This window comes from Vulcaniibacterium thermophilum (assembly GCF_007923255.1).
In the GTDB taxonomy this organism is placed as follows: domain Bacteria; phylum Pseudomonadota; class Gammaproteobacteria; order Xanthomonadales; family Xanthomonadaceae; genus Lysobacter_F; species Lysobacter_F thermophilum.
The window spans coordinates 1-24,676 of record NZ_VOHJ01000016.1 but is presented as its reverse complement, the minus strand read 5'-3'; the positions used below and the strand labels follow the sequence as shown (position 1 = coordinate 24,676).

The following is a 24,676-nucleotide window of genomic DNA, read 5'->3' as shown; positions in this document are numbered from 1 at the left end:
GACGCGAGGAAACGATTTCCCCTCCCCCTGCTCTGCAGGGGAAGGCCGGGAGGGGGTGACGCTGGATCCGACCTCACCCCTCCCCAACCCTCCCCTGCCTTCGCAGGGGAGGGAGTGTCAGGCGAACGGGTCGCGCAGGATGATGTTGGCGTCGCGGTCCGGGCCGGTGCTGACGATCGCCAGCGGGCAGCCGGCCAGCTCCTCGAGCGCGCGCAGGTACGCGCGCGCCGCGGCCGGCAGTTTCTCCCACTCGGTGATGCCGGCGGTGCTTTCCTGCCAGCCCGGGAACTCGAGGTATACCGGCGTGCATTCCTCCCAGCCGGCCGCGTCCAGTGGCGCGTACTCGGTGCGCTTGCCGCGGTACTCGTAGGCGATGCAGATCTTCAGCTTCTCCATCCCGTCGAGGATGTCGAGCTTGGTGATGCACAGGCCGGTGATGCCGTTGATCGCCACCGCGCGCTTGAGCGCGACGATGTCCATCCAGCCGCAGCGGCGCGGGCGGCCGGTGGTCGCGCCGTACTCGTGGCCGCGATCGCGGATGCCTTGGCCGATCTCGTCGTCGAGCTCGGTCGGGAACGGGCCGCCGCCGACGCGGGTGGCGTACGCCTTGGCGATGCCGAGCACGTAATCGATCGCATCGGCGCCCACGCCGGTGCCGGCGAGCGCGCCGCCCACCGTGGTGTTCGACGAGGTGACGTACGGATAGGTGCCGTGGTCGATGTCCAGCAGCGAACCCTGCGCGCCTTCGAACAGCACGCGCTTGCCCTGCTTGCGCAGCTCGTGGAGGATGCCGGCGACGTCGGACTTCATCGGCTCGACGTACTCGCCGAAGGCGAGCGCTTCGTCGAGCGTCTTCCGGTAATCGAGCGCCCCGACCCCCAGATACTTCGTCAGCACGAAGTTGTGGTAGTCCATCGCGACGCGCAGCTTCTCGGCGAGCTGCTCGGGGTAATGCAGGTCGGCCACGCGGATGCCGCGGCGCGCCACCTTGTCCTCGTAGGCCGGGCCGATGCCGCGGCCGGTGGTGCCGATCGCCTTGCCGCCGGCGGCCTTCTCGCGCGCCTGATCGAGCGCGATGTGGTACGGCATGATCAGCGGCGTGGCCGGGCTGATCTTCAAGCGCGAGCGCACGTCGATGCCCTCGGCCTCCAGCTCCTCGATCTCCTTGCGCAGCGCCGCCGGCGACAGCACCACGCCGTTGCCGATCAGGCACAGCGCGCCCTCGCGCAGGATGCCGGAGGGGATCAGGTGCAGCACGGTCTTCTTGCCGCCGATCACCAGCGTGTGGCCGGCGTTGTGGCCGCCCTGGAAGCGCACCACGGCGCCGATGTTCTCGGTGAGCAGATCGACGATCTTGCCCTTGCCCTCGTCGCCCCACTGGGCGCCGATCACCACCACTGACTGACCCATTACCGCATCTCCAAGTCCTGCTGCTTCTCTACACGGGGCGACCCGCCATGCGCAGCGCGCATGGCGTTCGGACGAGCGCGCGGCCGTGCCGCGCAAGCGCTCGTCCTCACCCCCACTGGGCGCCGATCACCACCACTGACTGACCCATTACCGCATCTCCAAGTCCTGCTGCTTCTCTACACGGGGCGACCCGCCATGCGCAGCGCGCATGGCGTTCGGACGAGCGCGCGGCCGTGCCGCGCAAGCGCTCGTCCTCACCCCCACCGGGCGCCGATGACCGCCACTGACCGACCCATTCCCTGGTCGCGAACGCTGCGGACCGCCACACGAACAAAAGCCGGCGGGAAGACCCCGGCCGGCTTTTGTGCATTATCCGGGTTTTCGGGGGGCGGGGCCACCGCCCGCCACGGCTCAGCTACGGACCAGCCAGAGCGCCCCCAGCCCGGCCGCCACGACGATCGCCCCGAACGTCCGCAGTTGCCGGTTCGGCATGGCGTGCAACTGCTCCGCCGCGCGCCGCCAGCCGTTCGGCGCGGCGAACAGGAACAGCCCCTCGATCACGGCGACCAGACACAGCGCCGACAGCAGTTCGCGGGCCATCAGCGGTCGGACTTCATGTACTGCAGGAACGGGTCGTCCTTGTCGAGCACGATCACGGTGTCGCCGTTGGCGAACGCCTGCCGGTAGGCCTCCAGGCTCCGCTGGAAGGCGAAGAACGCCGGATCGCGGTTGGCCGCCTCGGCGTAGATGCGGGCGGCCTCGGCGTCGCCCTCGCCGCGCAGGCGCTGGGCGTCGCGCTCGGCCTCGGCGAGGATCACGGCGCGGTCGCGGTCGGCCTTGGCGCGGATCTGGTTGGCCTGCTCCTCGCCTTCCGCGCGCAGGCGGCTGGCGACCTGCTGGCGCTGCGCGCTCATGCGGCGGTAGACGTCCTTGATGACCTGGCTGTCGGTCGGCAGGTCGATCTGCTTGATGCGCAGATCGACGATGCGCACGCCGAGCGTGGCCGCGGCGCGATTGATCGCATCCAACTGGCGCTGCACCACCTCGGCGCGGTTGCCGGACACCACCTGCTGCAGCGTGCGCGCGTTGATTTCGTTGCGCAGCGCCTCGCGGATGATCGGCGCCAGACGGTCGACGGCGGTCTTCTCGTCGCCGCCGGTGGCGCGGAAGAACGCGCGCGCGTCCTGGATCCGCCCGACCGCGAAGAAGTCCACGCTCACGTCCTTGCGCTCGGAGGTCAGATAGCGCTCGGGCTCGGCCGGCAGCACCTGCAGGCGGCGGTCGAACACGCGCACGCTCTCCACCAGCGGCACCTTGAAATGCAGGCCGGGGCCGAGATCGGTGCGCGATACGCGGCCGAGGTTGAAGATGATCGCGGTGTGGCCTTCGGGCACGACGAACACCGATCCCATCACGGCGAACAGGGCGGCCACCGCAAGGGCGACCCAGGCGGACAGTTTCATCGCGACGGTTCCTCCCGGCCGGCCGGACGCGGCGTGCGTCCGCTGCGGACGTCGTTCTCGTCCGGTGTGGCGATCGCCGGCGCCAGGCGCTCCAGCGGCAGCGCCGGCGCGGTGGACGACGCCCCGCGCGCGCCGGCCGGCATCGGCACGTACAGAAGCTGGCGCGAATCGGCGCCCACGATCGTGCGGTTGCCGGCGAGGATCTGCTGCACCGCGTCCAGCCACAGACGCTTGCGGGTGACCTCGGGCGCCTGCTTGTACTGCTCCACCAACGCGTTGAAGCGCTGCGCGTCGCCGGTGGCGCGCGCGATCATCGCGGTCCTGTAGCCGTCGGCCACGGTGCGCGTGCGCGCGGCCTCGCCGCGCGCCTCGGGCACCACCTTCGCCGCGTAGGCCTGCGCCTCGCTGATCAGGCGGTCCTTGTCCTGCTGCGCGCTGTTGACGTCGTCGAACGCCGGCTTCACTTCCTCCGGCGGCCGCGCGTTCGGCAGGCTCAGTTCGGTGACCGCCAGGCCCGCGCCGTACGCGTCGAGCGAGCGCTGCAACTGCGACTGCGCCGCGGCGGCGAGCGCCTGCCGCGCGCCGAGCACGGTGTCGAGGCTGGACCGGCCCACCTGCTCGCGCACCACGCTCAGCGCGGCCTGCTCCAGCACCTGCCGCGCGTCGCGCGTGCCGAACAGGAACAGGCGCGGATCGCTCACCCGGTACTGCACGTTGATCTCGACCTGCACGATGTTCTCGTCGCGGGTCAGCACCGGCACGTTGTCGTTGAAGGTGTTGATCTGCTCGGCATTGACCTTGATCGCGCGCTCGATCGGCCACGGCAGCTTGAAGTGCGGGCCCGGCTGCAGCACGCGGGAGAACTGGCCGAAGCGCAGCACCACGCCGCGCTCCTGCTCGGTGACCAGCACGAAGCTGCTGAACAGCAGGAACAGCACTGCCGCGAGCGCGACCCAGCGCAGCGGGCTGCCGCCGCCGAACAGGCCGCGGAGCCGGTCGATGATCGGCCCGATCCCGCCGGGACCGTTGCCGCGCGCGCGCGGCGTCCGGCGTTCGCCGTCGCCCGAATTGCCGCTGCCAGGGGGATTCCAGGGCATGCCTGCTCCGTGTGTGAGGTGCGGCCGTGCGCGTGATCGCGACCGGTCGCGGGATTCTAGGTGGGCCCCGTGAGGCCCTCAAGCAAGCGCGACGCGGGCGCCGGCGGCGCGCGGCGGGCGCTCACGACGCCCGCCCCCGCAGCAGCCCGCGCAGGGCCTCGCCGTGCTCCTGCGCCAGCAGGCGCTGCGCTTCGGCCTCGGGCAGATCGACCTCGATCCGCCAGCCGTCCTCGTCGGCCTCCTCCGTGCGTACCGCGCCGAGCGCGTGCAGCCGCGCGCGCAGGCGCGCGGCTTCCGGGGGCAGCCGCAGCGCGCCCTGCACGTTGCGCAGCGGCAGCGCGTCGGCCAGCGCCTCGCGCAGCAGCGCCAACCCCGCGCCCTCGCGCGCCGACAGCCAGACGCGCTCGCGTTCGCCGGCGCGGTCGCGCCGCGGTTGCGCGCCATCCTCGCCGAGGCGGTCGATCTTGTTGAACACCAGCAACTGCGGAATCCCGCCCGCGCCGATCTCCTTCAACACCGCGTCGACCTGGCCGACGCGCTCGTCGCGATGCGGGTCCGCGGCGTCGATCACGTGCAGCAGCAGATCGGCCTCGCGCGCTTCCGAGAGGGTCGAGCGGAACGCGGCCACCAGCTCGTGCGGCAGGTCGCGCACGAAGCCGACCGTGTCGGCCAGCACCGCGCCGCCGCCGGGCAGGTCGATGCGCCGCACGGTGGGATCGAGGGTGGCGAAGAGCTGGTCGGCGGCGTAGGCGCCGGCACCGGTGAGCGCGTTGAACAGGGTCGACTTGCCGGCGTTGGTGTAGCCCACCAGCGCCACCCGCGGCAGCTCGCTGCGCAGCCGCGCGCGCTTCATCTGCGTGCGCTGCACCTCGACCTTGTCGAGGCGCTTCTGGAGCTGCTCCATGCGCTTCTGCAGCAGGCGGCGGTCGGTTTCGAGCTGGGTCTCGCCTGGGCCGCGCAGGCCGATCGCACCGCCGCGCTGGCGCTCCAGGTGGGTCCAGCCGCGCACCAGCCGCGTGGCCATGTGGCGCAGTTGCGCCAGCTCGACCTGCAGCTTGCCTTCGTGGCTGCGCGCGCGCTGGGCGAAGATGTCCAGGATCAGCCCGGTGCGGTCGACCACCCGGCGCTGCAGCGCCTTCTCCAGGTTGCGCTCCTGGCCTGGCGTGAGCGGATGGTTGACGAGGATCAGATCGGCGCCGGTCGCCTCGACCGCGGCCTTGACCTCCTCCAGCTTGCCGCTGCCGATCAGGGTGGCGGCGTTGGGGCGGTCGATGCGGGCGGGGATCACCGCGGCCACCGTCGCGCCGGCCGAGCGCGCCAGGTCGATGAACTCGTCGACCACGTCCGATTCGGGCGGGCCGCCGGCATGGGGCTGGATCAGCAGCGCGTGCTCGCCCTTGCGGGAACGTTCGAACATCGGGGGAGATCGGCTCCTTCGCCACGCGGGGCGCCGGAGCGGCGCCTCCCTACGGGTGGGGAGGCAATGGGGGCGCGCCGCCGCCGAGGCAAGAGGGCGGCGCGCCGCCGTTCATTCGGCCTCTTCGGCGGCCGGCTCGGCGCCGCCCGCGGCGCCGGCGTCGTGCGCGGCCTGGACATGGCCGCCGCCCGGACCGACGCGCACGTTGCGCGACGGCACCACGGTGGAGATCGCGTGCTTGTAGACCATCTGGCTGACGGTATTGCGAAGCAGCACGACGAACTGGTCGAACGATTCGATCGTGCCCTGCAGCTTGATGCCGTTGACGAGGTAGACGGACACCGGAACGCGCTCACGGCGCAGGGCGTTCAGGAAAGGATCCTGCAAAGACTGTCCCTTGGACATGGGTTTCCCCCAGGTATGGTTATCGTTATCCGGCCGGTCGCTGCGCTCCGGCCTGCCCGCATCGCCATTCGTCGCCCCCGCGACGCGGATCGTCCCGATGGTATCGCAACTCACGCCGTCGCGACGTGCGCGTCGCGACCGCCGACGAAGAGGCGGAACGCCGTCTCGATTTCGCCGGCCTGCCGCCGCGGGTCGAGCATCCGCACGTCGAGCTCGCCGCGCAGCCAGGTGATCTGGCGCTTGGCGAGCTGGCGCGTGGCGTGCAGCACGCGGGCGCGGAACTCGTCGGCGCCGTAGCGGCCCTCGAGGTGTTCCCAGGCCTGGCGGTAGCCGACCGCGCGCAACGCCGGCAGCGACAGCGGATCCGGATGCGCGCGCAGCGCCGGCAGCGCGCGCAGGACGCGTACCTCGTCGAGGAAGCCGTCGGCGAGCATCGCGTCCAGGCGCGCGGCGATGCGCTCGTGCAGCCAGGCGCGATCCTGCGGCACCAGCGCCAGCCGCAGCAGCCGGAACGGCAGGCGGGCGCGCGGCGCTTCGCGGCGCCAGGCGCTGATCGGCCTGCCGCTGAGCCGCCAGACTTCGAGGGCGCGCTGGATGCGCTGCGGGTCGGTGGGCTGGATGCGCGCGGCGGCGTCGGGATCGACCGCCGCCAGTTCGGCGTGCAAGGCGGGCCAGCCGCGTTCGTCGGCCTCGCGGGCGATCGCCGCGCGCACCGACGGATCGGCCTCGGGCATCGGCGCCAGGCCGCGCAGCAGCGCCTGGAAGTAAAGTCCGGTGCCGCCGGCGAGGATCGGCACGCGCCCGCGCGCGGCGATCGCCTCGAGCGCGCGGCGGGCGTCCTCGGCGAACTCGGCGGCCGAGTACGGCTGCCACGGTTCGCGCACGTCGATCAGATGATGCGGCACGCGCGCGCGTTCGGCGGCGCTCGGCTTGGCGGCGCCGACATCGAGCCCGCGATAGACCAGCGCCGAGTCGACGCTGACGATCTCGCCGCCCAGGCGCTCGGCCCATTCGAGCGCGAGCGCGCTCTTGCCCGAGGCGGTCGGGCCCATCAGCGCGATCGCGAGCGGGCGCGCGTCGTTCATCGCCGCACCGATGCGCGACGGCTCAGTAGCCGTTCTCCTTCAGCGTCAGCCGCACCTGCTCGTGGCGCGCCTGCACGTCGGCCGGCGGCGGACGGTCGAGCAGACTGGCGGCCACGATCGCCACCACCGCGGCGATCACGCCCGGAATGATCTCGTACAGGCCGGTGTCGGCGAACAGCCACTTCCACAGCATGACGCCGAGCGCGCCGGCGACCATGCCGGCGAGCGCGCCGTTGCGGGTCATGCGCTTCCAGAACAGCGAGATCAGCACCACCGGTCCGAACGCGGCGCCGAAGCCCGCCCACGCGTAGGCCACCAGTCCGAGCACACGGCTGTCCGGATCGCGCGCGATCCAGATCGCCAGCAGCGCTACGCCCAGCACCGCCGCGCGGCCCACCCACACCAGCTCGCGTTGGCCCGCCTTCGGCCGCAGGAAGCCGCGGTAGAAGTCCTCGGTCAGCGCGCTCGAACACACCAGCAGTTGCGCCGACAGCGTGCTCATCACCGCGGCCAGGATCGCCGACAGCAGCACGCCGGCCACCCACGGATTGAACAGTTGCTGCGCCAGCGCGATGAACACGCGCTCGGCGTTCTCCGCGACCGGTCCGGCCTGCTCCGGATGCTGCGCGTAGTAGGCGTTGCCGAAGAAGCCGACCGCCATCGCACCGAGCAGGCAGAGGATCATCCAGGTCATGCCGATCCGGCGCGCCTTGGGAATGGTGGCGAGGCTGCCGGCGGCCATGAAGCGCGCCAGGATGTGCGGCTGCCCGAAGTAGCCCAGGCCCCAGGCCAGCAGGGAGATCACGCCGATCGCGCCGAGCTGCCCGCCCTTGAACCAGTCGAACTTGAGCGGATCGGCCTGCCCGATCAGCGCGAGGCTGGTGCCGAGCCCGCCGCTGCTGACGATGACCACGATCGGCGTCAGGATCAGCGCGAAGATCATCAGCGTCGCCTGCACGGTGTCGGTCCAGCTCACCGCAAGGAACCCGCCCACCAGCGTGTACAGGATGGTCGCCGCCGCGCCCCACCACAGCGCCTGCGCGTAGGGCACGCCGAACACGCTCTCGAACAGGCGCGCGCCGGCGACGATGCCGCTGGCGCAGTACACCGCGAAGAACACCAGGATCACCAGCGCCGACAGCACGCGCAGCACGCGCCGGCGGTCGTCGAAACGGTGGGTGAAGTAGTCCGGCAGCGTCAGCGCGTTGCGCGTGCGCTCCGTGTACACGCGCAGCGGCCCGGCGACGAACCTCCAGTTCGCCCACGCACCGACGATCAGCCCGAACGCGATCCATGCCCCCGACACGCCGCTCAGATACAGCGCGCCGGGCAGACCCATCAGCAGCCAGCCGCTCATGTCGGACGCGCCCGCCGCGAGCGCTGTGACGTAGCTGCCGAGCGAGCGGCCGCCGAGGATGTAGTCGTCGAAACTGCGCGTCGCGCGCCAGGCGACGAAGCCGATCAGCACCATCGCCGCGAGATAGACGGCGAAGGTCACCAGCAGGGGCGTTTGCGCGGTCATCGGACGTTCCGTCGGAGGCGGGTTCCGAAGCTTAACGGACGCGAACCGGGTACGGAGGGCCGGCGCGCCGCCGCGCCGCGCGCGCGACTCAGGCGCGATGGTAGGGATGTCCGGCCAGCATCGCCGCCGCGCGGTAGAGCTGCTCGGCGACGATCAGACGCACCAGCATGTGCGGCAACGTCATCGGCCCGAGCGACCACTGCTCGTCGCTGCGCGCCAGCACGTCCGGCGCGTGGCCCTCGGGACCGCCGATCAGCAGCGCGAGGTCGCGCCCCTGCGCGCGCCAGTGTTCGAGCCGTTGCGCCAGTTGCGCCGACGACCACGCCCGTCCGCGGCCGTCGAGCGCCACCACGATCGCCTGCTTCGGCAACGCGGCGAGCACGCGCGCGCCCTCGTCCGCCATCGCGCGCGCGGCATCGCGTCCCTTGCCGCGCAGGCCGGGTTCGATCTCCACCAGGTCCAGCGGCAGCCAGTGCGACAGACGCTTGCGGTACTCGCCGAAGCCGGCGGCCACCCAGGCCGGCGCGCGTTCGCCGACGGCGATGAGCTTGGCCCTCATGCACGCATCGTAGCAACCGCAAGGTCACACCGACGAACCCCGCCGGACTTGCGCAGCCGCGACGATCCGTCGACCGCAAGGGCCAACAGCCCCCGGACGGCCTCAGTCGCACAACCGACCGGGACCTCGCCACCCTTCGGGGTCAGGCGCGCATTCTTGTGCATGGTTGTCCCCCTCGCGGATGGACGCTGTTCGTTTGGCGACATCAGCGTCCACCACCGATCAGAGGAGAACAACCTCTTGAAACATCGCAGCTAGGGCCTGGGCGAAGGCGCACGCCTGATCAGATGCTCGACGTTTTCGGTCTGCGTCAGGGGAAGGAAACGCTGCCCATCGAAGATCGAGACGGTGCATTTGTCGCCGACACAAGTCTGGATCGGGCATTTGTCGCCAACGTCGATGTTGCAGACCTGATTGAAGGCGGCGGGACCACCTTCGGGCAACTGACGGGGCTGGACAGGGGTCGAAGCCGTCCGTGGTTGTTGCCGGTAACTACCCACGATGCGGCAACCCGCGGAATTGCAGTACCACACCGTGCAGACTCCGCTGCTGCACGTCGAGATGTAGCAGCCGTTGGTGCAGTTGGTGACGTTCTGCGCCCGCGCCGGACTGTCGGCCAGGAGAACCCCGGCCAACACCATCAGAACAACAAACAGATGCTGTCTCATGAGCTTCCTCCTTGAATGACGCCATCAAGCGGCGCTCAAAAACCTGCCGCCCCCCCGTCAAGCTGTACGGTATCCGGATCGAGGCTGTCGTCACCCCCGGTCGTCCTCGGTGACCGGTTCGTCGGGACGCTGGTCGCCCACCGTCCACAGCCGCTCGAGCGCGTAGAACTCGCGCACGCGCGGTAGCATCACGTGGACCACCACATCGCCCAGATCCACCAGCACCCATTCCGCCTCGCGCTCGCCTTCCACGCCGAGCGGCATCACGTCGAGGTTCTTGGCGAACTTGATGACCTGGTCGGCGATCGATTTGACGTGCCGGGTCGAGGTGCCGGAGGCGATGACCAGGAAGTCGGTGACGCTGCTCTTGCCGCGCACGTCGATCTCGACGACGTCCTTGGCCTTCAGGTCCTCCACCGCGGCGTGGACGGTCTTCAGCAGGACCTCGATCGGCGGCGGGGGATTCGGGAGCTGGGTGCGGATGACGTGGGCTGGGCTGGTCAAGTGCGCGGCTCTGCTGCGGGCGCGGAATGCGCCCCGGGATTATAGCGGAGGCGAGTGTGGGGCCCCGCCGGCGTACAGCGCGTGACGGTCGATGTAGGCGGCGACCGCGGGCGGCACCATCGCGCGCCAGGGTCCGCCCTCGCGGATGGCCGCGCGGATCGCGCTGGCGGACGCCGGATGCAGGGGATGCACGAGGCGGAACAGGCGTCCGGCGGGCGCCCGGCGCAGATCGTCCGCGCACGCCGTCCAGCGGCCGGCGACGGCCTGCGCCAGCTCCGCCGGCGCGTCCTCGAGCGCGCGTCCCGGGCGTTCGGCGACCACCAGATGCGCCAGCGCGAACAGCGCGCGCCATTCCTTCCACGCCGGCAGCCCGAGGAAGCTGTCGGCCCCGACCAGCAGCGCGACCGGCGCTCGCTCGCCGAGCGCGGCGCGCAGCTCGCGCAGGGTGTCGACGCTGTAGGACGGGCCGTCGCGCCGCAGTTCGCGACGGTCCACGCACAGGCCCCGCTCGCCGGCGACGGCCAGTTCGACCATCCGCGCGCGGTGCGCGGCGGCAGCGCCGGGCGTGGCGCGGTGCGGCGGATCGGCGGCCGGCATCAGCCGCACGGTGGCGTGCAGGGCATCGCGCGCGGCGCGTGCGATGGCGAGGTGACCGAGGTGGATCGGGTCGAAGGTGCCGCCGTAGAGCAGCGTCAGCGGTTCGCTCATGGCGCCGCGAGGCGCACCGCGCGCGGTTCGGCCACGGCGAGCAGGAGCCGCTCCAGCACCTGCCAGGCGTCGCCGGCCTCGCGGCCCTTGGCGATGCGGTCCACACGCCCGGCTTCGGCGACGAAACCTTCCCAGCGCGGCGCCGGATGCCGCTGCAGCGCGCGGCGGTACACCGGCTGCTTGGAATCCCACACCCGCTGCGCGCGGAATTCGGCGGCGAGATTGGCGCCGCGCGCGGCGGCGCGCGCGAGCTGCGCGGTGCGCTGCAGCTCCATGATCACCATGCCGAGCAGACCCGGTACCTGCTCGCCCTCGGCGCGCAGTCCGGCCAGCATGCGCGACACCTGTGCGGGCTGGCCGTTGAGCGCGGCGTCGGTCAGCCGGAACACGTCGTAGCGCGCGGCGTCGGCCACCACCGCCTGCATGCGGGCGACGTCGAGCGTCCCGCCGTCGGCCAGCAGCGCGAGCTTGTCGATCTCCTGCGCCGCCGCCAGCAGATTGCCCTCGACGCGGTCGGCCAGCAGTTGCACCGCGTCGCGATCGGCGCGCAGGCCGCGCGCGCGCAGGCGGCGTTCGATCCAGTCCGGCAGTTCGTGCGGCTTGATCGGCCAGGCCACCGCGACCGCGCCGATGCGCGCGATCGCCTCGCTCCACGCGCCGCCGTGCTGGCGGCTCCAGTCGTTGGCGGTGATCAGCAGCACCACGTCGGCGGGCGGGTTGGCGCAGAACTCGGCGATGACCTGCGCGCCCTCCTTGCCCGGCTTGCCGCCCGGCAGCCGCAGCTCGACCAGCCGGCGCGCGGCGAACAGGCTCGGGGCGGCGAAGCTCGCCGCGAGCGCATTCCAGTCCGGTTCGCGCGCGTTGCCTTCGGCCTCGTGCACCTCGCGCTCGGTGATGCCCTGCGCGCGCGCGGCGGCGCGCACGGCGTCGGCGGCTTCCAGCACGCGCAGCAGTTCGGCGCCCGCGATCAGGTAGGCCGGCCGCAGCCCGGATTCGAGCTGGGCGACCAACTGCTCGGGCTTGAGTTCCATGTCAGCGCGTCGGCGCGGCGTCGCCTGCGGCCGCGCCGGCGGCGCCGCGCACGAGCACCGCGTCGATGCGGCGCAGGACGGAGGCGGTCATCTCGCGGCGCAGCTCGCGCTGCAGGATCTCGCGTTCGCCCTCGGTGCCGATCGCGTTGGTGGGGCTTGCGACGTAGTCGCGCGACAGTTCGATCGCCTGGCGCGGCACCAGCGCGGTGCCGTCGACGCGGCGCAGCTCGAACACCACCGCGTAGCGCAGGGTGAACTCCTGGGCGCGGCCGAACTGGTCCACCGAGATGGGCGAATCGCCCCAGCGCTCGGAAATCAGATCGAGCACGGCGGCGTTCGCGTCGTCCTCGGTCGCGCCCTGCGCGCCGGCGCGCTCGAGCGCCTGCGCGAGGTCGTCGGCGAGCGGACTGTACGGATCGGCGGAGGCGATGCGCACCGGGCCGAGGTCGGGCGGCAGCGTGAGCGCGCTGCGCAGGTGGAAACCGCAGGCCGACAGGGCCAGGGCGAGCGCGAGGGGGAGGAGGCGTCGGATCATGCGCGGGAGTCTGGACGAGCGGGATACGGGCGGCAAGGCGCGCGCTCAGAACGGCTTGGCGAGCACCAGCCAGACGATCGCGATCAGCGCGGGCAGCGGAAGTTCGTTGAACCAGCGCAGGGCGCGCGCCGAAGGCAGCGGCCGGCCGGCGGCGGCGTTCTTCATCCAGCGTCCGGTCGTCACGAAGTGGACCAGCAGCGCGACCACCAGCGCGAGCTTGGCGTGCATCCAGCCGCTGCCCGCCGCCACCATCGTCGGAAAGTTCGGCAGCACCCGGTAGCCCAGCCACAGGATCAGCCCGAGCGCCACGGCCAGCCCGAACATCGAGTGGCCGAAGCCGTACAGCCGGCGCGCCATCAGCAGCAGGCGCTCGCGCACCGCCGTCGCCTCGCCCGCTTCGGCGAGGTTGACCAGGATGCGCGGCAGGTAGAACACCGCGGCCATCCAGGCGATCACGAACACCAAGTGGAAGGTCTTGAACCAGAGGTAGACGGTCATCGGGCGGCTCCGCGGCGACCGCATTAGGATGGCACGCCTTTCCGCGCCTGCCGATCCGATGACCAAGGCCTACGACCGCGCCTACTTCGACCGCTGGTACCGCGATCGCGGCCTGCACGACGCGCGCCGCCTGGCGCGCAAGGTCGCGCTGGCGGTGGCGACCGCCGAATACCACCTGGAGCGGCCGCTGCGTACCGTGCTGGACGTCGGCTGCGGCGAAGGCGTCTGGCGCGCGCCGCTGCTGAAGCTGCGCCCGCATGCGCGCTACCTCGGCTTCGACGCCAGCGAATACGCGATCGCCCGCTTCGGCGCCCGGCGCAATCTGCATTTCGCCCGGTTCGCCGATTTCGCCGTCCTGCGGCCGTGCGCGCCGGTCGATCTGCTGGTGTGCAGCGACGTGCTGCATTACCTGCCCGCGCGCGAGCTCGATCGCGGCCTGCCGGGACTGGCCGCGTTGTGCGGCGGCGTGGCGTTTCTGGAGACGTTCGCCCGCGAGGACGAGGTCGAAGGCGATCTCGCCGGCTTCCATGCCCGGCCCGCCCGCTTCTACCGCGAGCGCTTCGCCCGTGCCGGGTTCGTGGCGCTGGGTTCGCACCTGTATCTCGGGCCGGCGCTGGCGGCGCAGGCCGCGGCGCTGGAACGCGGCGGCTGAAGCGGTTAACGCGGCCGCCCCGGCGATCCGCTACGCTGCGCCGCAGCAGTGCATCGGCCCGGGGGGACCGCGGATGCTCTATCACCTGCACGAACTCGGCCGCGCCTGGCTGGCGCCGGCGACCTACTGGGCCGAGGCCAGTGCGAAGATGTTCGGCGACGGCGGAAGCTGGCTGTCTTCGCTGCCGGGCGCGACCCGCCTCGCCGCCGGCTACGAGCTGCTGTACCGGCTGGGCAAGGAGTACGAGAAGCCCGCCTTCGGCATCCACGCGGTGACCATCGACGGCGCCGAGTACCCGGTGGTCGAACGCGAGGTCCTGCGCAAGCCGTTCTGCCGCCTGCTGCGCTTCAAGCGCTTCGCCGACCGCGCCGACGGACTGGCCGGCCTGCGCGACGATCCGCCGGTGCTGGTGGTCGCGCCGCTGTCCGGCCACCACGCCACGCTGCTGCGCGACACCGTGCGCACCCTGCTGCGCGACCACAAGGTGTACGTCACCGACTGGGTCGACGCGCGCATGGTGCCCACCGGCGAGGGCGCGTTCACACTGGACGACTACGTCGCCTACATCGAGGCGTTCATCCGCCACATCGGCGCGGAGCGGCTGCATGTGGTGAGCGTGTGCCAGCCGACCGTGCCGGTGCTGGCCGCGGTGTCGCTGATGGCCGCGCGCGGCGAGCGGACCCCGCGCTCGCTGGTGATGATGGGCGGTCCGATCGATACCCGCGAAAGCCCCACCCAGGTCAACGCGCTCGCCACCCGCCAGCCGCTGTGGTGGTTCGAAGCCAACCTGATCCACACCGTGCCGCCGAACTATCCCGGCCGCGGCCGCCGCGTGTACCCCGGCTTCCTGCAGCACATGGGCTTCGTGGCGATGAATCCGGAGCGGCATTTCCAGTCGCACTGGGACTTCTACCAGCACCTGGTGCGCGGCGACCTCGAGGACGCCGCCTCGCACCGCCGCTTCTACGACGAATACAACGCGGTCGCCGATCTGCCCGCCGAGTACTACCTGCAGACGGTGGACGTGGTGTTCCAGCGCCATCTGCTGCCCAAGGGCGAGTGGCACGTGCGCGGCGAACGCGTCGATCCCGCACGCATCCGCGACACCGCGCTGCTGACCATCGAAGGCGAGCTCGACGACATCTCGGGCCAGGGCCAGACCCGCGCCGCGCATCGCCTGTGCACCGGAATCGGCGAGGCCGACCGCGCCCACCTGACGGTGGCGGGTGCGGGCCACTACGGCATCTTCAGCGGCCGGCGCTGGCGCGATCAGGTCTACCCGCAGGTGCGCGAGTTCATCGCCCGCCACGCCGCGCGCTGAGTTCCGGCACGGTGCGGTATAACCGCGGACACCCCCCGCCGGAGTCCGCCATGAAGTGTCCCAACTGCGACGTCCCGCTGTCGATGACCGACCGCCAGGGGATCGAGATCGACTACTGCCCGCAATGCCGCGGCGTGTGGCTCGATCGCGGCGAGCTCGACAAGATCATCGAACGTTCGGCGGCCGAGCGTTCGCCCGCGCGCCCCGGCCCCGCGCCCGCGCCGCCCGCGCACGGCCAGTCGGCGCAGTACGGCGATTACCCCAGGCACAAGCGGCGCAAGAGCCTGCTCGGCGACCTGTTCGACTTCTGACCCGGCGCTTGGCGCCGCCTTGACGGCGACGCTGCTACACCGTCGCCGGTCCAGCCGGTCGAGGAAGGCCGCCATGCCCCGCGGAGACAAGTCGGCCTACACCGACAAGCAGAAGCGCCAGGCGCAGCACATCGAGCAGAGCGAGCGCGAACGCGGCCGCTCGAAGCAGAGCGCCGAGCGCATCGCCTGGGCGACGGTGAACAAGCAGGACGGCGGCGGCAAGAAGTCGGGTTCCGGTCGCGCGCGCTCGCACTGACGCATGCGGGAGCACGGAATGCCCGCCCGTCTGCTCTGGCCCGCCGCGATCGCCGCGCTCGCGCTGATCGCAGGTCTCGCCCTCGCCCTCGCCCGTCCCACGCCGGGCGTGATCACCCTCTATTACGACGAGCACGGCCACGTGGTCGGCGCGCGCGGCTGGCGCTGCGACGCCGCCGCGATCGAATGGGGCCAGGCCACCACGCGCAGCCGCTCGCTGCAGCTCTGCCGGCGCTGAGGCGTGCGCCGCGGGTGGCCCGGCCGTATGCTGCGGGCACGCCCTTCCGGAGCCTTCCGCATGCGCCGCGTCGTCCTCACCGCCGCCCTGTTCGCCGCCGCCACCGCGTTCGCGCAGCAACCGCCCGCCGCGCCGGCGAAAGCGCGCTCGATGCAGGAAATCCTCGACGCCTCCGCACCCGCCGACTGGCGCGACCTCGATCCGGCCAACACGCTCTATCTGGAGCTCGACAGCGGCCGCGTCGTCATCGAACTGGCGCCCCACGCCGCGCCGGAGCACGTCGCCAACATCCGCGCGTTGGCGAAGGGACGCTACTGGGACGGCCTGAGCATCAACCGCGCCCAGGACAACTTCGTGGTGCAGTGGGGCGATCCGGCCGAGGAGGAGGCGAAGCGCAAGCCGCTCGGCGAGGCGAAGGCCAGGCTGCCGGCCGAGTTCACGTTCGGCGCCAAGGGCGCTCCGTTCGACCGCCTTCCGGACGTCGACGGCTGGGCGCCCGAGGTCGGCTTCAGCGCGGGCTTTCCGGCCGCGCGCGATCCCAGGCGCGGAATCGCCTGGCTGGCGCACTGCTACGGCGCGGTCGGCGCCGGCCGCGACGTCGCGCCGGATTCCAGCAACGGCAGCGAGCTGTACGTCGTGATCGGGCAGTCGCCGCGCCAGCTCGACCGCAACATCACGGTGGTCGGCCGCGTCGTGCACGGCATCGAGCGGCTCTCCGTGCTGCCGCGCGGCACCGGGCCGCTGGGGTTCTACGAGAAGGCCGAGCAGCGCGTGCCGATCCGCTCGATCCGCCTCGGGAGCGAGCTGCCGGCGGGCGAACGCCTCCCGCTGCAGGCGCTGCGCACCGACACCGCGCTGTTCGCCGAGCTCGTCGAGTCGCGCCGCAACCGCCGCGACGCGTGGTACCAGACGCCGGCCGGTCACATCGACCTCTGCAACGTGCCGCTGCCGGTGCGCGAGAAGCCGACGAAGCAGTAGGGCTCGCTCGATGCCTGTCCGCCGCGCCGCGGGCCGCGGGCAGGGCAAGGGCGCGCGCCGCAGGCGCGCATGGCGTCCTTGCCCATGCGGCGGGACAAGTCCCGCCCTACGCCGCCGCGGGCACTTCGCCCCTCTCCCGCGTGCGGGCTGAGGCGCGCGCCGCAGACGCGCCGGCCCGGCCGCTGTCCAACGTGCGCGCCGCGCCCTCACGCCTCCTTGGCCTCGCGCTTCCTAGCCTGCAGCACGACAGCATCATCGGAGGAAGCCCCATGCCCATGCTGCGTATGCGCGTGATCGGCAGCGAGGACGACGCGCGCGCCATCGGCAACCTGCTGGTCAGCCTGGACGGCGTCGAGCACGTCGAGGAGGTGGCCGACCTCATGCCGCACATGGACGACGAGGATTCGAGCTCGGCCGGTCTGCCCGACGACCAGGGGCCGGGCACCCACGAACTCGAGATCGAAGCGCCCAATCTCGCCACCGCGCGCAAGATCCGCGAGGCGGTCGAATCGCTCGCGTTCGAGCTGGACGTGATGGTGGAGTTCGAGAGCGACGAACGCTGGGAGTGAGCCGGCGGCCCATCGCCCCGGCGGCGGTCCGCGCACGGGCACGCCGCTTGCATCGCTCACGACAGTCCACCTCCGCGAACCGACCGCCATGCCGTACCGCGTCGAACTCAGGGAACGCTGCTACACCGGCACCCGCATCGACACCCCGCTCGCCGCCGAGCGCTTCGACACCCTCGTGCAGGCCTCGCGCGCAGCGAAGGCGGAAGCGTTCCATTTCTCCAACGCGCTCGGCCTGCCGATCGCCGTGCTGATCGCCGAGGAAGGCGCGCGCGTGCTGATCCGCCACATCGTGCCGGCGCGTCACGACGAGAGCGCGCAACCGCTCTACGCACGGCACGGCCTGCACACCGCCGCCGAGGACGAAGGCGCCGCGCGCCGCGTCGAAGCGCGCGTGCACCCGTTGCTGGCGCTCGCCGCCCCCGCGCCGCACGTCGCCCACGCAACGCACCACGCCCCGCAGCGCCCGAGCGAGGCGGCCTGAGCCCGCCCGAAACGAAAACGCCCCGCATCTGCACATGCGGGGCGTCGCGTATCCGGTGGTGGCCAGGGAGGGAATCGAACCCCCGACACGGGGATTTTCAGTCCCCTGCTCTACCAACTGAGCTACCTGGCCGCATCACCCGGCGTGCCGAGTGAGGCCGCGCATGATACGGGCCGGATGCGCGCGAGGCAAGCCGATGCGGCCCGCGACGATGCTGGCGGCGCCGCGCACGCGCCGCTACGCTGCCGCGATGCGCGCGCGCCCCATGGTTCTGCTGAACACTCCGGAGATCGAGCTCTGGCCGGCCTGGCTGCTGCGCGCGCGGCGCGGCGCCGACATGCGCCGGCTGGCGCAGGCCCGCTGGCTGGCGCGGCGCAAGCGCGATGGTCTGTACCTCGCCACCGTCGCCGACAGCGGCGTGCAGCCGCTGCGCCCACGGCTGCCGCGCCTGCCCGCGCTCGCCGACGCGCTGGCGCGGCTGGCGCGCGAATCCGCACTGCCGCGGCTGCGGGCCGAGCCCGCCCATCCGCTGCCGCTGGAGCGCCTGCAGCATCGCCTGCACGCGCTCGGGCTGGACGAAGGCGAGTACGGCGCCCGCACCGGCCTGCCGCTGGTGCCGGAACCCGACCGCCTCGCCTTCGCCGGCTTCGACCGCTACCGCCGGCCGCTGTGGCTGCTTTCGCCCGCCGCGCGCGCCTGGGCCCGCATGCGCGAGGCGGCCGCGCGCGAAGGCGTGATCCTGGAGGCCATCAGCGGCTATCGCAGCCACGACTACCAACTCGGCATCTTCGAGCGCAAACGCGCGCGCGGGCTGACGGTCGACGCCATCCTGCGCGTCAACGCCGCGCCCGGCTTCAGCGAACACCACTCCGGCGCCGCGCTCGACATCGGCACACCCGGCGAGCCGCCGGCCGAGGAATCGTTCGAACTCACGCCCGCGTTCGCCTGGTTGCGCGCGAACGCCGGCGCGTTCGGCTTCGCCATGAGCTACCCGCGCGACAACCCGCACGGCATCGTCTACGAGCCGTGGCACTGGTGCTGGCGGCCTGGTTTGTCGGGGATTCGGGATTAGGGATTGGCGATCAGGGATCAGGGATCAGGGCTCGGGATCAGGGATGGGCGATCAGAGCTCAGCGATCTCGAATCCCGAATCCGGAATCCCGAATCCTCGCTGCGCTCCGGCGGCGCAGCCCGTATCCCGTCGCCGCGGCGCAGGCCGGGGCCCATTCCGCTCGCGCCGGCAATTCCAATCTCGGCGGCGCCAGCGCCGCCCCACCGTCACTCCTGCGAGCGCGGCGTCGGCGTCTTCGCGGACGCGGCCAGATCGGCGATGCGCCACAGGTACAGACTGGCGTAGCTGCGATAGGGGCCCCACCGCTCGCCGCGCTCGGCCAGCCGCTTCGGCGCCGGCATCGCATCGAGGCGATCGACCTGCTGCGCGCCCTTGCGGATGCCGAGGTCGTCCACCGGCAGCACGTCCGGCCGGCCGAGGCGGAAGATCAGCATCATCTCCACCGTCCAGCGGCCGATGCCGCGGATCGGCGTGAGCGCGGCGACGATCGCGTCCTCGTCCATCGTCGCCATCCGGCGCAACGTGGGGATCTCGCCGCGGGCCTCGCGGGCGGCGAGATCGCGCAACGCCAGCAGCTTGTTGCCCGACACGCCGCACGCGCGCAGCGTCGCATCGTCCGCGCGCGCCAGCGTGTCGCAATGGAAGCGGTCGCTGCCGATCGCGTTCTCCACGCGCGCCACGATGGTGGCCGCGGCCTTGCCGGAGAGCTGCTGGTAGAGGATGGCGCGCGCCAGGGCGTCGACCGGATCGAACGGCCGCCGCCAGCGCGGGTCCGGGGCGATCGGGCCGAGCCGCTCCATCCAGCGCGCCAGCCTGCGGTCGCGCCTGCGCAGGTGGTCGAAGGCGGCCTCGGTATCGAATCCGCGCGCATGCCGGGGCATCGTCAGCGCCTCGCGACGGCCGCGGCGTACAGCAGCCAGGACAGGATCGCGAGCATGCCGCCGAACGGCGCCAGCCGCGTCGGCCAGCCGAAGACGTGCGCGGCGACCAGACTGCCCGCGAACAGCAGCGTGCCGAGCAGCAGGCCGCCGAGCGCGACCCGCGCCGGCCGCGTGGCCGCACCGGGCGCCAGCGCGGCGAGCGCGATGCCGTGCAGGGCCGCGATCGATCCCGCGGCCTGCAGGCGCGTCTGCGCCGCGGGGCCCGCGGCATGCGCCGCGTACGCCAGCAGCGCGACGGCCGCGGCGGCGAGCAGCGCGCCGGCGCAGGCGAGCGCGCGGTGCGCGGCGGGACGGCCGGCGGCGGGCGATGGCAAGTCCATGGCGATGCTCCGCGTCAGATGCCGCAAACGAAAACGCGCCGCAGGGCGGCGCGTCTTCGCAGGACGGAGGGGCTTACTTGACCGCCCACACCACCTCGTAGCGGCCGTTCTCGGTAAAGCCGGCGTCGATGCCATCGAGCCAGTTCTCGTACGGACGCTCGGTGGTCTCGTAGCCGCGGGTCAGCGCCCACGCGCGCAGGGCGTCGCGCGCGACCGGCAGATTGGCCATGTGGCCGGTGAACGGCATCACCGCGATGCGGGTGGGTTCGTTGTGGATCACCTCCACCGGCCCTTCCAGCTTGATGCCCTCGACCTTGCCGCCTTCGCCCCCGGCGCGACGGACCGGCTGGGCGACGACGAACGAGTAGGTCTCGCTGCCGAACTCGTTGGTGACGATGCGCACCGGACCTGCGGCCTCCAGGCCGTTGGCGGTCATGACCTTGCGGATCCACTCCAGATTGCCCTTCATCTGGTTCTGGACCTTGACGTTGTCGCGCTCGACGGCGGCGGCGACCGTCAGCAGCGTCTCGGCGGCGCGCTCGCCCAGGCGCGGCGCGTTGGCCGGATTGTCCTTGTAGAGGTCGGCGTAGTCGTAGTTCGGCACGCCGGCCAGCATGTTCGACAGGCGCTGCAGGCCGATCTTCATGTCCTCGCCGACGTTGCTGCTCACGTACAGGCCGGAATAACGGCCGAGCAGGTTCCAGCCGTAATCGACCGAGTAATGCTGGGTGATCCTGACGTTGCGGTTGTTGCGGCCGGTCGGCGTCAGCGTGAAAGTCATGCGCTTGTCGCGGCCGCGCTGCTGGTCCTGGATCTCGTAGACCACCTTCTGGCGCGGGACCGACTCGACGATCTTCCAGCTGCCGTCGCCGATGCCGCGCTCCTGCGAGCTGTAGTTCATGGTCGCGCCGACGCCGGACTCGGGGCCGGAAAGCTCGATCTTGACCTTCGGGTCGCGCAGCACCACCGGATGCCAGTCGTCGAAGCGACGCAGGCTGTTGATCGTATCGAACACGATGGTGAGCTTGCGGTTCGTCTCCACCGAATGCTCCAGCTCGCGCTTGGAGGGGAGCACCAGGGCCACGCCCAGGAACAGCACGGTGACGATCGCCAGCGAAATCAGGATCTCGATCAAACGGGTCATTAACGGATTCTCCAGGGCCTGGTCCGGCCCGGGCCCGGGGGCCGAGGCGCAGAACCGCCATCGTAGCAAGGAAGCTCTGCCGGGCGAAACGCCAAGGGGGCGTCAAGAGGGGCAGGGAAAAGGGAAGAAGGGAAAAGGGAAAAGGGTGCGGGAAGCGGCCTTGGGAAGGGCGGCCACGTTCCCGGCCACTGCGCTCGGCCCTTCCCTGCCTTCCGGTGCGGCACGGATCGGGACGCGGGGAACGCCCGCTGGCCACCGGCGCGTTGCGGGCACCGCCCTTCCCTGTTCCCTGTTCCCTGTTCCCTGTTCCCTGTTCCCTGTTCCCTGTTCCCTGTTCCCTGTTCCCTGTTCCCTGTTCCCTGTTCCCTGTTCCCTGTTCCCTGTTCCCTGTTCCCTGTTCCCTGTTCCCTGCCGCTACACCAACTGCAACTCGAACGCCTTCAGCACCGCCCGCGTGCGGTCGCGCACGCCGAGCTTGGACAGGATGTTGGAGACGTGGTTCTTGATCGTGCCCTCGGCCACGCCCAGCGAGTTGGCGATTTCCTTGTTGGAGAAGCCGCCGGCCATCAGCCGCAGGATCTCGGTCTCGCGCTCGGTCAGCGGATCCGGGCGGTCGAGGCTGACGAACTCGTTGCGCATGTGCTCCAGCCCGGACAGCAGCCGCTGGGTGACCGCCGGCTGAACCAGCGAGCCGCCGGCCGCCACGGTCTGGATCGCGCCGACCAACTGCTCGAGCGAGACGTCCTTCAGCAGATAGCCCTTGGCGCCGGCCTTGATGCCCGCCAGCACGAGCTGGTCGTCGTCGAAAGTGGTGAGGATGATGGTCGGCGGCAGTTGGCCGGTGCGCGCGAGCGTCTGCAGCGCCTCCAGGCCCGACATCACCGGCATGCGCATGTCCATCAGCACCACGTGCGGACGCACCTGCGGGATCAGCTCGACCGCCTGCCGGCCGTCGGCGGCCTCGGCGACCACCTCGATGCCCTCGGCGAGCGCCAGCAGCGAGCGCACGCCCTGGCGCACCAGGGTCTGGTCGTCGACCAGGACGACGCGGATCGGATCGGGAACGGGATTCTGGGTCATGGCAGGGCTCCTTCGCGGACCGCCTTGGCGGAGGCCGAGGCCGGCAGGCTCAGGTGCAGGCTGAAGCCCGCCCCCGGCCGGGTGTCGATGTCGAGTGTGCCGCCGTACTGCTGCAGGCGTTCGCGCATGCCGCGCAGGCCGTTGCCGGCGGTGAGCTGGTCGGCGCCGCGGCCGTCGTCGCGCGCCGTCATGGCGATGCGGTCGGCGTCGCGGCGCGCGGTGATCCACAGGTGGCGCGCGCCGGCGTGGCGGACGGCGTTGGTGATGATCTCCTGCGTGCAGCGCAGCAGCACGTGCGCGCGCTCGGGGTCGTCGAGCGTGAGCGGCGATTCGATGTCCATCGCGATGTCCAGCGCCGGCACGTTCTCGGCCAGCGGGCGCAAGGCGGCGCCGAGGTCGATCGCGCCGCCCTCGCGCAACTGGCTGACCGCCTCGCGCACGTCGGTCAGCAGCAGCCGCGCCAGCGTGTGCGCCTGCTGCACGTGCTCCTTGGCGCGCCCTTCGCTCAGGTGGCCGGCGACTTCCAGATTCAGGCTGAGCGCGGTGAGGTGATGCCCGAGCAGATCGTGCAGCTCGCGCGAGATGCGCGTGCGCTCGTTCACCCGCGCGCTTTCCGCCAGCAGCGCGCGGGTCGCGCGCAGTTCGGCGTTCAGCCGGCGCTGTTCCTCGCGCGCCTCGGCCTGCTGCTTGGCCACCAGCGCGGTGACGAACACGAACGTCGAGAAGCCGGCGTACAACAGGGCCTGTACGACCGCGATCACCGGCGGGAAATCGACCGCGTTCACGTACACCGGGATGATCGCCAGATTGCTGATCACCAGCCATGCCACGCCCACGCGCAGCGGCAGCAGCCACGGCAACAGGCCGGCCATCACCATCAGCAGCACGCTGGCAAGGCCGGTGCTGGAGAAATAGCTCACGCCGATCGCCGCCAGCGTCAGCAGCAGCAGCAGCGCGTGGTCGACGTAGCCCGGCCGGCGCTGGCCGAGCGAACGGGTGATCCACCAGTAGACCGCGCCGAACGTCAGGTACGCGATCACCCAGCGCAGGATCACCAGCCGCATCTCGGTCTGCACCGCCGGCGATTCGGACTGCAGGTAGCCGGGGTCGAGCCAGATGTTGAGCAGCCAGCAGCCCACCATCGCCCAGGTGAACAGCCCGGCGTACCGCAGCAGGCGGATGTGGTTGAGCCGGCTCAGCATGGCCGCATGCTAGCCCCATCGATCCGGCACGGAGCCGTCCGAAAGTCATGCCGTCGCCTGAACGCTTCGGCTCGAGGACGCGGCGGCCCCGGCCTTGGCCCGGCCGGTCGCCGTGCGATAATGCCGCGGCCGTACCGCCGCGGACGGCCGTTCTCTTCACGGAGTGTGGAATGTCGATCGTCGTCCGCGACGTGCGCGAGCACGAGCTGGATTCCGTACTGGCCCTCAACAACGCCGCCGGCCCGGCCATCCTGCCGCTGGACGCGGCGCGCCTGCGCTATTTCCACGAACGCGCCGAATACTTCCGCATCGCCGAGCGCGACGGCCAGATGGCCGGCTTCATGGTCGGCTTCGGCAGCGCGTCCGATCACGACAGCAGCAATTTCCGCTGGTTCCGCGAGCGGCATCCCCGCTTCTTCTACATCGACCGCATCGTGGTCGCCAGCCGCCGTCGCGGCGGCGGCGTGGGGCGGGCGTTCTACGCCGACGCGCAGAGCTATGCGGAGTTGCGCTATCCGCAGATCGCCTGCGAGGTGTTCCTGGAAGGCGGCGCCGATCCCGCGCTGCTGTTCCACGGCAGCTTCGGTTTCCACGAGGTCGGCCAGCACGTGATGCCCGAGACCGGTCTGCGCGCGGCGATGCTGATGAAGCCGCTGTGCAGCTACGAGTGGGTGCGCGAGACCTACGGCGAGGCGCTGCCGCGCGTGCCGTGGATCCTGCAGCCGCGCCGCGTCGCCGCGCCGATGCCGGAACTGTCGACGGGGACGCATCCGTGAGCGTGGCCGCGGATTACGAACAGGCCGGCGAGCTGAAGTTCGGGCAGGTGGGCATCGCCAACCTGCGGGTGCGCGTGCTCGACGTGCCGCGCCTGGTCGAGGAGATGCGCGGCCGCGTGCAGCGCGCGCCGAAGCTGTTCGCGCGCGCCGCGGTGGTCGTCGATCTCGGCGGCCTGACCCGTCTGCCCGACGCGGCCACGGCGCGCACGCTGCTCGACGGCCTGCGCGACGCCGGCGTGCTGCCGGTCGCCCTCGCCTACGGCACCAGCGAGACGGAACGCCTCGCGGAGGCGTTGGGGCTGCCGTTGCTGGCCAAGTTCCGCGCCCAGTACGAGCGCGAGGGCGAGGCGCCGGCGCCCGCTGCGCCGGCGGCCGAACCGGCCCCCGCGCGCGCCGCGCCGCCGCCGGCGCGCGCCGCCGCGCAACCGGGGCTG

Annotated in this window: 30 protein-coding genes, 1 tRNA gene and 1 pseudogene; 11 read left to right on the top strand and 21 right to left on the bottom strand. The window is 71.7% G+C overall.

Going from position 1 to position 24,676, the window contains the following annotated elements:
- Positions 1–117: 117 nt before the first annotated feature.
- The 15 genes from FQY64_RS08175 to FQY64_RS08105 all read right to left on the bottom strand — a co-directional run bounded on the left by FQY64_RS08175 (position 118) and on the right by FQY64_RS08105 (position 12,902).
- Positions 118–1,410, bottom strand: coding sequence for an adenylosuccinate synthase (locus FQY64_RS08175; protein WP_146473741.1), 1,293 nt, complete (start codon positions 1,408–1,410; stop codon positions 118–120).
- A 411-nt stretch (positions 1,411–1,821) separates the two neighbouring features.
- Positions 1,822–2,010 carry a DUF2065 domain-containing protein gene (locus FQY64_RS08170; protein WP_146473739.1) on the bottom strand — a complete coding sequence of 63 codons (189 nt, stop codon included), beginning with the start codon at positions 2,008–2,010 and terminating at the stop codon, positions 1,822–1,824.
- A complete protein-coding gene (gene hflC / locus FQY64_RS08165) occupies positions 2,010–2,873 on the bottom strand; it encodes a protease modulator HflC (protein ID WP_146473737.1) in 864 nt (287 codons plus the stop codon). The genes FQY64_RS08170 and hflC overlap by 1 nt, the downstream gene beginning before the upstream one ends.
- Positions 2,870–3,970 (bottom strand): FtsH protease activity modulator HflK, encoded by a 1,101-nt coding sequence (hflK, locus tag FQY64_RS08160; protein WP_146473735.1) that lies wholly within the window; start codon positions 3,968–3,970, stop codon positions 2,870–2,872. The genes hflC and hflK overlap by 4 nt, the downstream gene beginning before the upstream one ends.
- A gap of 121 nt (positions 3,971–4,091) precedes the next feature.
- Positions 4,092–5,387 (bottom strand): ribosome rescue GTPase HflX, encoded by a 1,296-nt coding sequence (gene hflX / locus FQY64_RS08155; protein WP_146473733.1) that lies wholly within the window; start codon positions 5,385–5,387, stop codon positions 4,092–4,094.
- A gap of 111 nt (positions 5,388–5,498) precedes the next feature.
- On the bottom strand, positions 5,499–5,792 hold the full coding sequence (hfq, locus tag FQY64_RS08150; RefSeq protein WP_146473817.1) for an RNA chaperone Hfq: 294 nt from the start codon (positions 5,790–5,792) through the stop codon (positions 5,499–5,501).
- Between the two features lie 110 nt (positions 5,793–5,902).
- Positions 5,903–6,877, bottom strand: a complete 975-nt coding sequence (gene miaA / locus FQY64_RS08145) for a tRNA (adenosine(37)-N6)-dimethylallyltransferase MiaA (protein ID WP_146473731.1) — start codon at positions 6,875–6,877, stop codon at positions 5,903–5,905.
- Positions 6,878–6,899: 22 nt separating this feature from the next.
- Positions 6,900–8,399 carry a sodium/proline symporter PutP gene (gene putP / locus FQY64_RS08140; RefSeq protein ID WP_146473729.1) on the bottom strand — a complete coding sequence of 500 codons (1,500 nt, stop codon included), beginning with the start codon at positions 8,397–8,399 and terminating at the stop codon, positions 6,900–6,902.
- Between the two features lie 88 nt (positions 8,400–8,487).
- Complete coding sequence (gene rlmH, locus FQY64_RS08135; protein ID WP_146473727.1) at positions 8,488–8,958, bottom strand: 23S rRNA (pseudouridine(1915)-N(3))-methyltransferase RlmH; 471 nt, start codon at positions 8,956–8,958, stop codon at positions 8,488–8,490.
- Between the two features lie 254 nt (positions 8,959–9,212).
- Positions 9,213–9,626, bottom strand: coding sequence for a hypothetical protein (locus FQY64_RS08130; RefSeq protein WP_146473725.1), 414 nt, complete (start codon positions 9,624–9,626; stop codon positions 9,213–9,215).
- Between the two features lie 90 nt (positions 9,627–9,716).
- The gene (gene rsfS, locus FQY64_RS08125) at positions 9,717–10,130 is read right to left on the bottom strand and encodes a ribosome silencing factor (RefSeq protein WP_146473723.1); all 414 of its coding nucleotides are present in this window, start codon (positions 10,128–10,130) and stop codon (positions 9,717–9,719) included.
- 39 nt (positions 10,131–10,169) lie between these two features.
- Positions 10,170–10,838: a nicotinate-nucleotide adenylyltransferase gene (gene nadD, locus FQY64_RS08120; RefSeq protein ID WP_146473721.1), complete on the bottom strand. Its 669-nt coding sequence runs from the start codon at positions 10,836–10,838 to the stop codon at positions 10,170–10,172.
- A complete protein-coding gene (gene holA / locus FQY64_RS08115) occupies positions 10,835–11,869 on the bottom strand; it encodes a DNA polymerase III subunit delta (RefSeq protein ID WP_146473719.1) in 1,035 nt (344 codons plus the stop codon). The genes nadD and holA overlap by 4 nt, the downstream gene beginning before the upstream one ends.
- Before the next feature lies 1 nt (position 11,870).
- A complete protein-coding gene (locus FQY64_RS08110; RefSeq protein ID WP_146473717.1) occupies positions 11,871–12,404 on the bottom strand; it encodes an LPS-assembly lipoprotein LptE in 534 nt (177 codons plus the stop codon).
- Positions 12,405–12,449: 45 nt separating this feature from the next.
- A complete protein-coding gene (locus FQY64_RS08105; protein ID WP_146473715.1) occupies positions 12,450–12,902 on the bottom strand; it encodes a CopD family protein in 453 nt (150 codons plus the stop codon).
- 58 nt (positions 12,903–12,960) lie between these two features.
- Between FQY64_RS08105 and FQY64_RS08100 the strand changes: the two genes are divergently transcribed.
- The 8 genes from FQY64_RS08100 (at position 12,961) to FQY64_RS08065 (ending at position 17,707) form a co-directional block, all read left to right on the top strand.
- Positions 12,961–13,554: a class I SAM-dependent DNA methyltransferase gene (locus FQY64_RS08100; protein WP_146473816.1), complete on the top strand. Its 594-nt coding sequence runs from the start codon at positions 12,961–12,963 to the stop codon at positions 13,552–13,554.
- 73 nt (positions 13,555–13,627) lie between these two features.
- Positions 13,628–14,875 carry a polyhydroxyalkanoate depolymerase gene (locus FQY64_RS08095; RefSeq protein WP_146473713.1) on the top strand — a complete coding sequence of 416 codons (1,248 nt, stop codon included), beginning with the start codon at positions 13,628–13,630 and terminating at the stop codon, positions 14,873–14,875.
- 50 nt (positions 14,876–14,925) lie between these two features.
- Positions 14,926–15,186: a TFIIB-type zinc ribbon-containing protein gene (locus FQY64_RS08090; protein WP_146473711.1), complete on the top strand. Its 261-nt coding sequence runs from the start codon at positions 14,926–14,928 to the stop codon at positions 15,184–15,186.
- 73 nt (positions 15,187–15,259) lie between these two features.
- Positions 15,260–15,442, top strand: a complete 183-nt coding sequence (locus tag FQY64_RS08085; RefSeq protein ID WP_146473709.1) for a hypothetical protein — start codon at positions 15,260–15,262, stop codon at positions 15,440–15,442.
- Between the two features lie 18 nt (positions 15,443–15,460).
- On the top strand, positions 15,461–15,679 hold the full coding sequence (locus FQY64_RS08080; RefSeq protein ID WP_146473708.1) for a DUF6289 family protein: 219 nt from the start codon (positions 15,461–15,463) through the stop codon (positions 15,677–15,679).
- A gap of 60 nt (positions 15,680–15,739) precedes the next feature.
- A complete protein-coding gene (locus FQY64_RS08075; protein WP_146473706.1) occupies positions 15,740–16,657 on the top strand; it encodes a peptidylprolyl isomerase in 918 nt (305 codons plus the stop codon).
- Positions 16,658–16,926: 269 nt separating this feature from the next.
- Positions 16,927–17,226, top strand: a complete 300-nt coding sequence (locus FQY64_RS08070) for a hypothetical protein (protein WP_146473704.1) — start codon at positions 16,927–16,929, stop codon at positions 17,224–17,226.
- Positions 17,227–17,314: 88 nt separating this feature from the next.
- On the top strand, positions 17,315–17,707 hold the full coding sequence (locus FQY64_RS08065) for a hypothetical protein (protein WP_146473702.1): 393 nt from the start codon (positions 17,315–17,317) through the stop codon (positions 17,705–17,707).
- A 56-nt stretch (positions 17,708–17,763) separates the two neighbouring features.
- Here the strand turns inward: FQY64_RS08065 and FQY64_RS08060 are convergent.
- Positions 17,764–17,839 (bottom strand) — tRNA-Phe (locus FQY64_RS08060).
- A gap of 118 nt (positions 17,840–17,957) precedes the next feature.
- Here FQY64_RS08060 and FQY64_RS08055 point away from each other — a divergent pair.
- Positions 17,958–18,779 (top strand): M15 family metallopeptidase, encoded by an 822-nt coding sequence (locus FQY64_RS08055; protein ID WP_146473700.1) that lies wholly within the window; start codon positions 17,958–17,960, stop codon positions 18,777–18,779.
- A 206-nt stretch (positions 18,780–18,985) separates the two neighbouring features.
- Here the strand turns inward: FQY64_RS08055 and FQY64_RS08050 are convergent, their stop codons facing one another.
- From FQY64_RS08050 to FQY64_RS08030, 5 genes are all read right to left on the bottom strand, one after another.
- Complete coding sequence (locus FQY64_RS08050; protein WP_146473698.1) at positions 18,986–19,660, bottom strand: DNA-3-methyladenine glycosylase family protein; 675 nt, start codon at positions 19,658–19,660, stop codon at positions 18,986–18,988.
- Between the two features lie 2 nt (positions 19,661–19,662).
- A complete protein-coding gene (locus FQY64_RS08045; protein ID WP_146473696.1) occupies positions 19,663–20,040 on the bottom strand; it encodes a DUF423 domain-containing protein in 378 nt (125 codons plus the stop codon).
- A 73-nt stretch (positions 20,041–20,113) separates the two neighbouring features.
- A complete protein-coding gene (locus FQY64_RS08040) occupies positions 20,114–21,184 on the bottom strand; it encodes a polyketide cyclase (RefSeq protein ID WP_146473694.1) in 1,071 nt (356 codons plus the stop codon).
- 414 nt (positions 21,185–21,598) lie between these two features.
- Positions 21,599–22,264 (bottom strand): response regulator, encoded by a 666-nt coding sequence (locus FQY64_RS08035; RefSeq protein ID WP_146473692.1) that lies wholly within the window; start codon positions 22,262–22,264, stop codon positions 21,599–21,601.
- Entirely contained in the window at positions 22,261–23,466 is a 1,206-nt protein-coding gene (locus FQY64_RS08030; protein WP_146473690.1) for a sensor histidine kinase, read from the bottom strand. The genes FQY64_RS08035 and FQY64_RS08030 overlap by 4 nt, the downstream gene beginning before the upstream one ends.
- A 170-nt stretch (positions 23,467–23,636) precedes the next feature.
- Between FQY64_RS08030 and FQY64_RS08025 the strand changes: the two genes are divergently transcribed.
- Both FQY64_RS08025 and minC read left to right on the top strand, forming a co-directional pair.
- Positions 23,637–24,242 carry a GNAT family N-acetyltransferase gene (locus tag FQY64_RS08025; RefSeq protein ID WP_146473688.1) on the top strand — a complete coding sequence of 202 codons (606 nt, stop codon included), beginning with the start codon at positions 23,637–23,639 and terminating at the stop codon, positions 24,240–24,242.
- Positions 24,239–24,676 (top strand): annotated as a pseudogene (gene minC / locus FQY64_RS08020) (septum site-determining protein MinC); the annotation flags it as partial. The gene FQY64_RS08025 and the pseudogene minC, both read left to right, overlap by 4 nt.

Bases quoted from the DNA above. Each gene is read 5' to 3' on its own strand.
- FQY64_RS08175 (WP_146473741.1), bottom strand. From the start codon at position 1,410: ATGGGTCAGTCAGTGGTGGTGATCGGCGCCCAGTGGGGCGACGAGGGC.
- FQY64_RS08170 (WP_146473739.1), bottom strand. From the start codon at position 2,010: ATGGCCCGCGAACTGCTGTCGGCGCTGTGTCTGGTCGCCGTGATCGAG.
- hflC (WP_146473737.1), bottom strand. From the start codon at position 2,873: ATGAAACTGTCCGCCTGGGTCGCCCTTGCGGTGGCCGCCCTGTTCGCC.
- hflK (WP_146473735.1), bottom strand. From the start codon at position 3,970: ATGCCCTGGAATCCCCCTGGCAGCGGCAATTCGGGCGACGGCGAACGC.
- hflX (WP_146473733.1), bottom strand. From the start codon at position 5,387: ATGTTCGAACGTTCCCGCAAGGGCGAGCACGCGCTGCTGATCCAGCCC.
- hfq (WP_146473817.1), bottom strand. From the start codon at position 5,792: ATGTCCAAGGGACAGTCTTTGCAGGATCCTTTCCTGAACGCCCTGCGC.
- miaA (WP_146473731.1), bottom strand. From the start codon at position 6,877: ATGAACGACGCGCGCCCGCTCGCGATCGCGCTGATGGGCCCGACCGCC.
- putP (WP_146473729.1), bottom strand. From the start codon at position 8,399: ATGACCGCGCAAACGCCCCTGCTGGTGACCTTCGCCGTCTATCTCGCG.
- rlmH (WP_146473727.1), bottom strand. From the start codon at position 8,958: ATGAGGGCCAAGCTCATCGCCGTCGGCGAACGCGCGCCGGCCTGGGTG.
- FQY64_RS08130 (WP_146473725.1), bottom strand. From the start codon at position 9,626: ATGAGACAGCATCTGTTTGTTGTTCTGATGGTGTTGGCCGGGGTTCTC.
- nadD (WP_146473721.1), bottom strand. From the start codon at position 10,838: ATGAGCGAACCGCTGACGCTGCTCTACGGCGGCACCTTCGACCCGATC.
- holA (WP_146473719.1), bottom strand. From the start codon at position 11,869: ATGGAACTCAAGCCCGAGCAGTTGGTCGCCCAGCTCGAATCCGGGCTG.
- FQY64_RS08110 (WP_146473717.1), bottom strand. From the start codon at position 12,404: ATGATCCGACGCCTCCTCCCCCTCGCGCTCGCCCTGGCCCTGTCGGCC.
- FQY64_RS08105 (WP_146473715.1), bottom strand. From the start codon at position 12,902: ATGACCGTCTACCTCTGGTTCAAGACCTTCCACTTGGTGTTCGTGATC.
- FQY64_RS08100 (WP_146473816.1), top strand. From the start codon at position 12,961: ATGACCAAGGCCTACGACCGCGCCTACTTCGACCGCTGGTACCGCGAT.
- FQY64_RS08095 (WP_146473713.1), top strand. From the start codon at position 13,628: ATGCTCTATCACCTGCACGAACTCGGCCGCGCCTGGCTGGCGCCGGCG.
- FQY64_RS08090 (WP_146473711.1), top strand. From the start codon at position 14,926: ATGAAGTGTCCCAACTGCGACGTCCCGCTGTCGATGACCGACCGCCAG.
- FQY64_RS08085 (WP_146473709.1), top strand. From the start codon at position 15,260: ATGCCCCGCGGAGACAAGTCGGCCTACACCGACAAGCAGAAGCGCCAG.
- FQY64_RS08080 (WP_146473708.1), top strand. From the start codon at position 15,461: ATGCCCGCCCGTCTGCTCTGGCCCGCCGCGATCGCCGCGCTCGCGCTG.
- FQY64_RS08075 (WP_146473706.1), top strand. From the start codon at position 15,740: ATGCGCCGCGTCGTCCTCACCGCCGCCCTGTTCGCCGCCGCCACCGCG.
- FQY64_RS08070 (WP_146473704.1), top strand. From the start codon at position 16,927: ATGCCCATGCTGCGTATGCGCGTGATCGGCAGCGAGGACGACGCGCGC.
- FQY64_RS08065 (WP_146473702.1), top strand. From the start codon at position 17,315: ATGCCGTACCGCGTCGAACTCAGGGAACGCTGCTACACCGGCACCCGC.
- FQY64_RS08055 (WP_146473700.1), top strand. From the start codon at position 17,958: ATGCGCGCGCGCCCCATGGTTCTGCTGAACACTCCGGAGATCGAGCTC.
- FQY64_RS08050 (WP_146473698.1), bottom strand. From the start codon at position 19,660: ATGCCCCGGCATGCGCGCGGATTCGATACCGAGGCCGCCTTCGACCAC.
- FQY64_RS08045 (WP_146473696.1), bottom strand. From the start codon at position 20,040: ATGGACTTGCCATCGCCCGCCGCCGGCCGTCCCGCCGCGCACCGCGCG.
- FQY64_RS08040 (WP_146473694.1), bottom strand. From the start codon at position 21,184: ATGACCCGTTTGATCGAGATCCTGATTTCGCTGGCGATCGTCACCGTG.
- FQY64_RS08035 (WP_146473692.1), bottom strand. From the start codon at position 22,264: ATGACCCAGAATCCCGTTCCCGATCCGATCCGCGTCGTCCTGGTCGAC.
- FQY64_RS08030 (WP_146473690.1), bottom strand. From the start codon at position 23,466: ATGCTGAGCCGGCTCAACCACATCCGCCTGCTGCGGTACGCCGGGCTG.
- FQY64_RS08025 (WP_146473688.1), top strand. From the start codon at position 23,637: ATGTCGATCGTCGTCCGCGACGTGCGCGAGCACGAGCTGGATTCCGTA.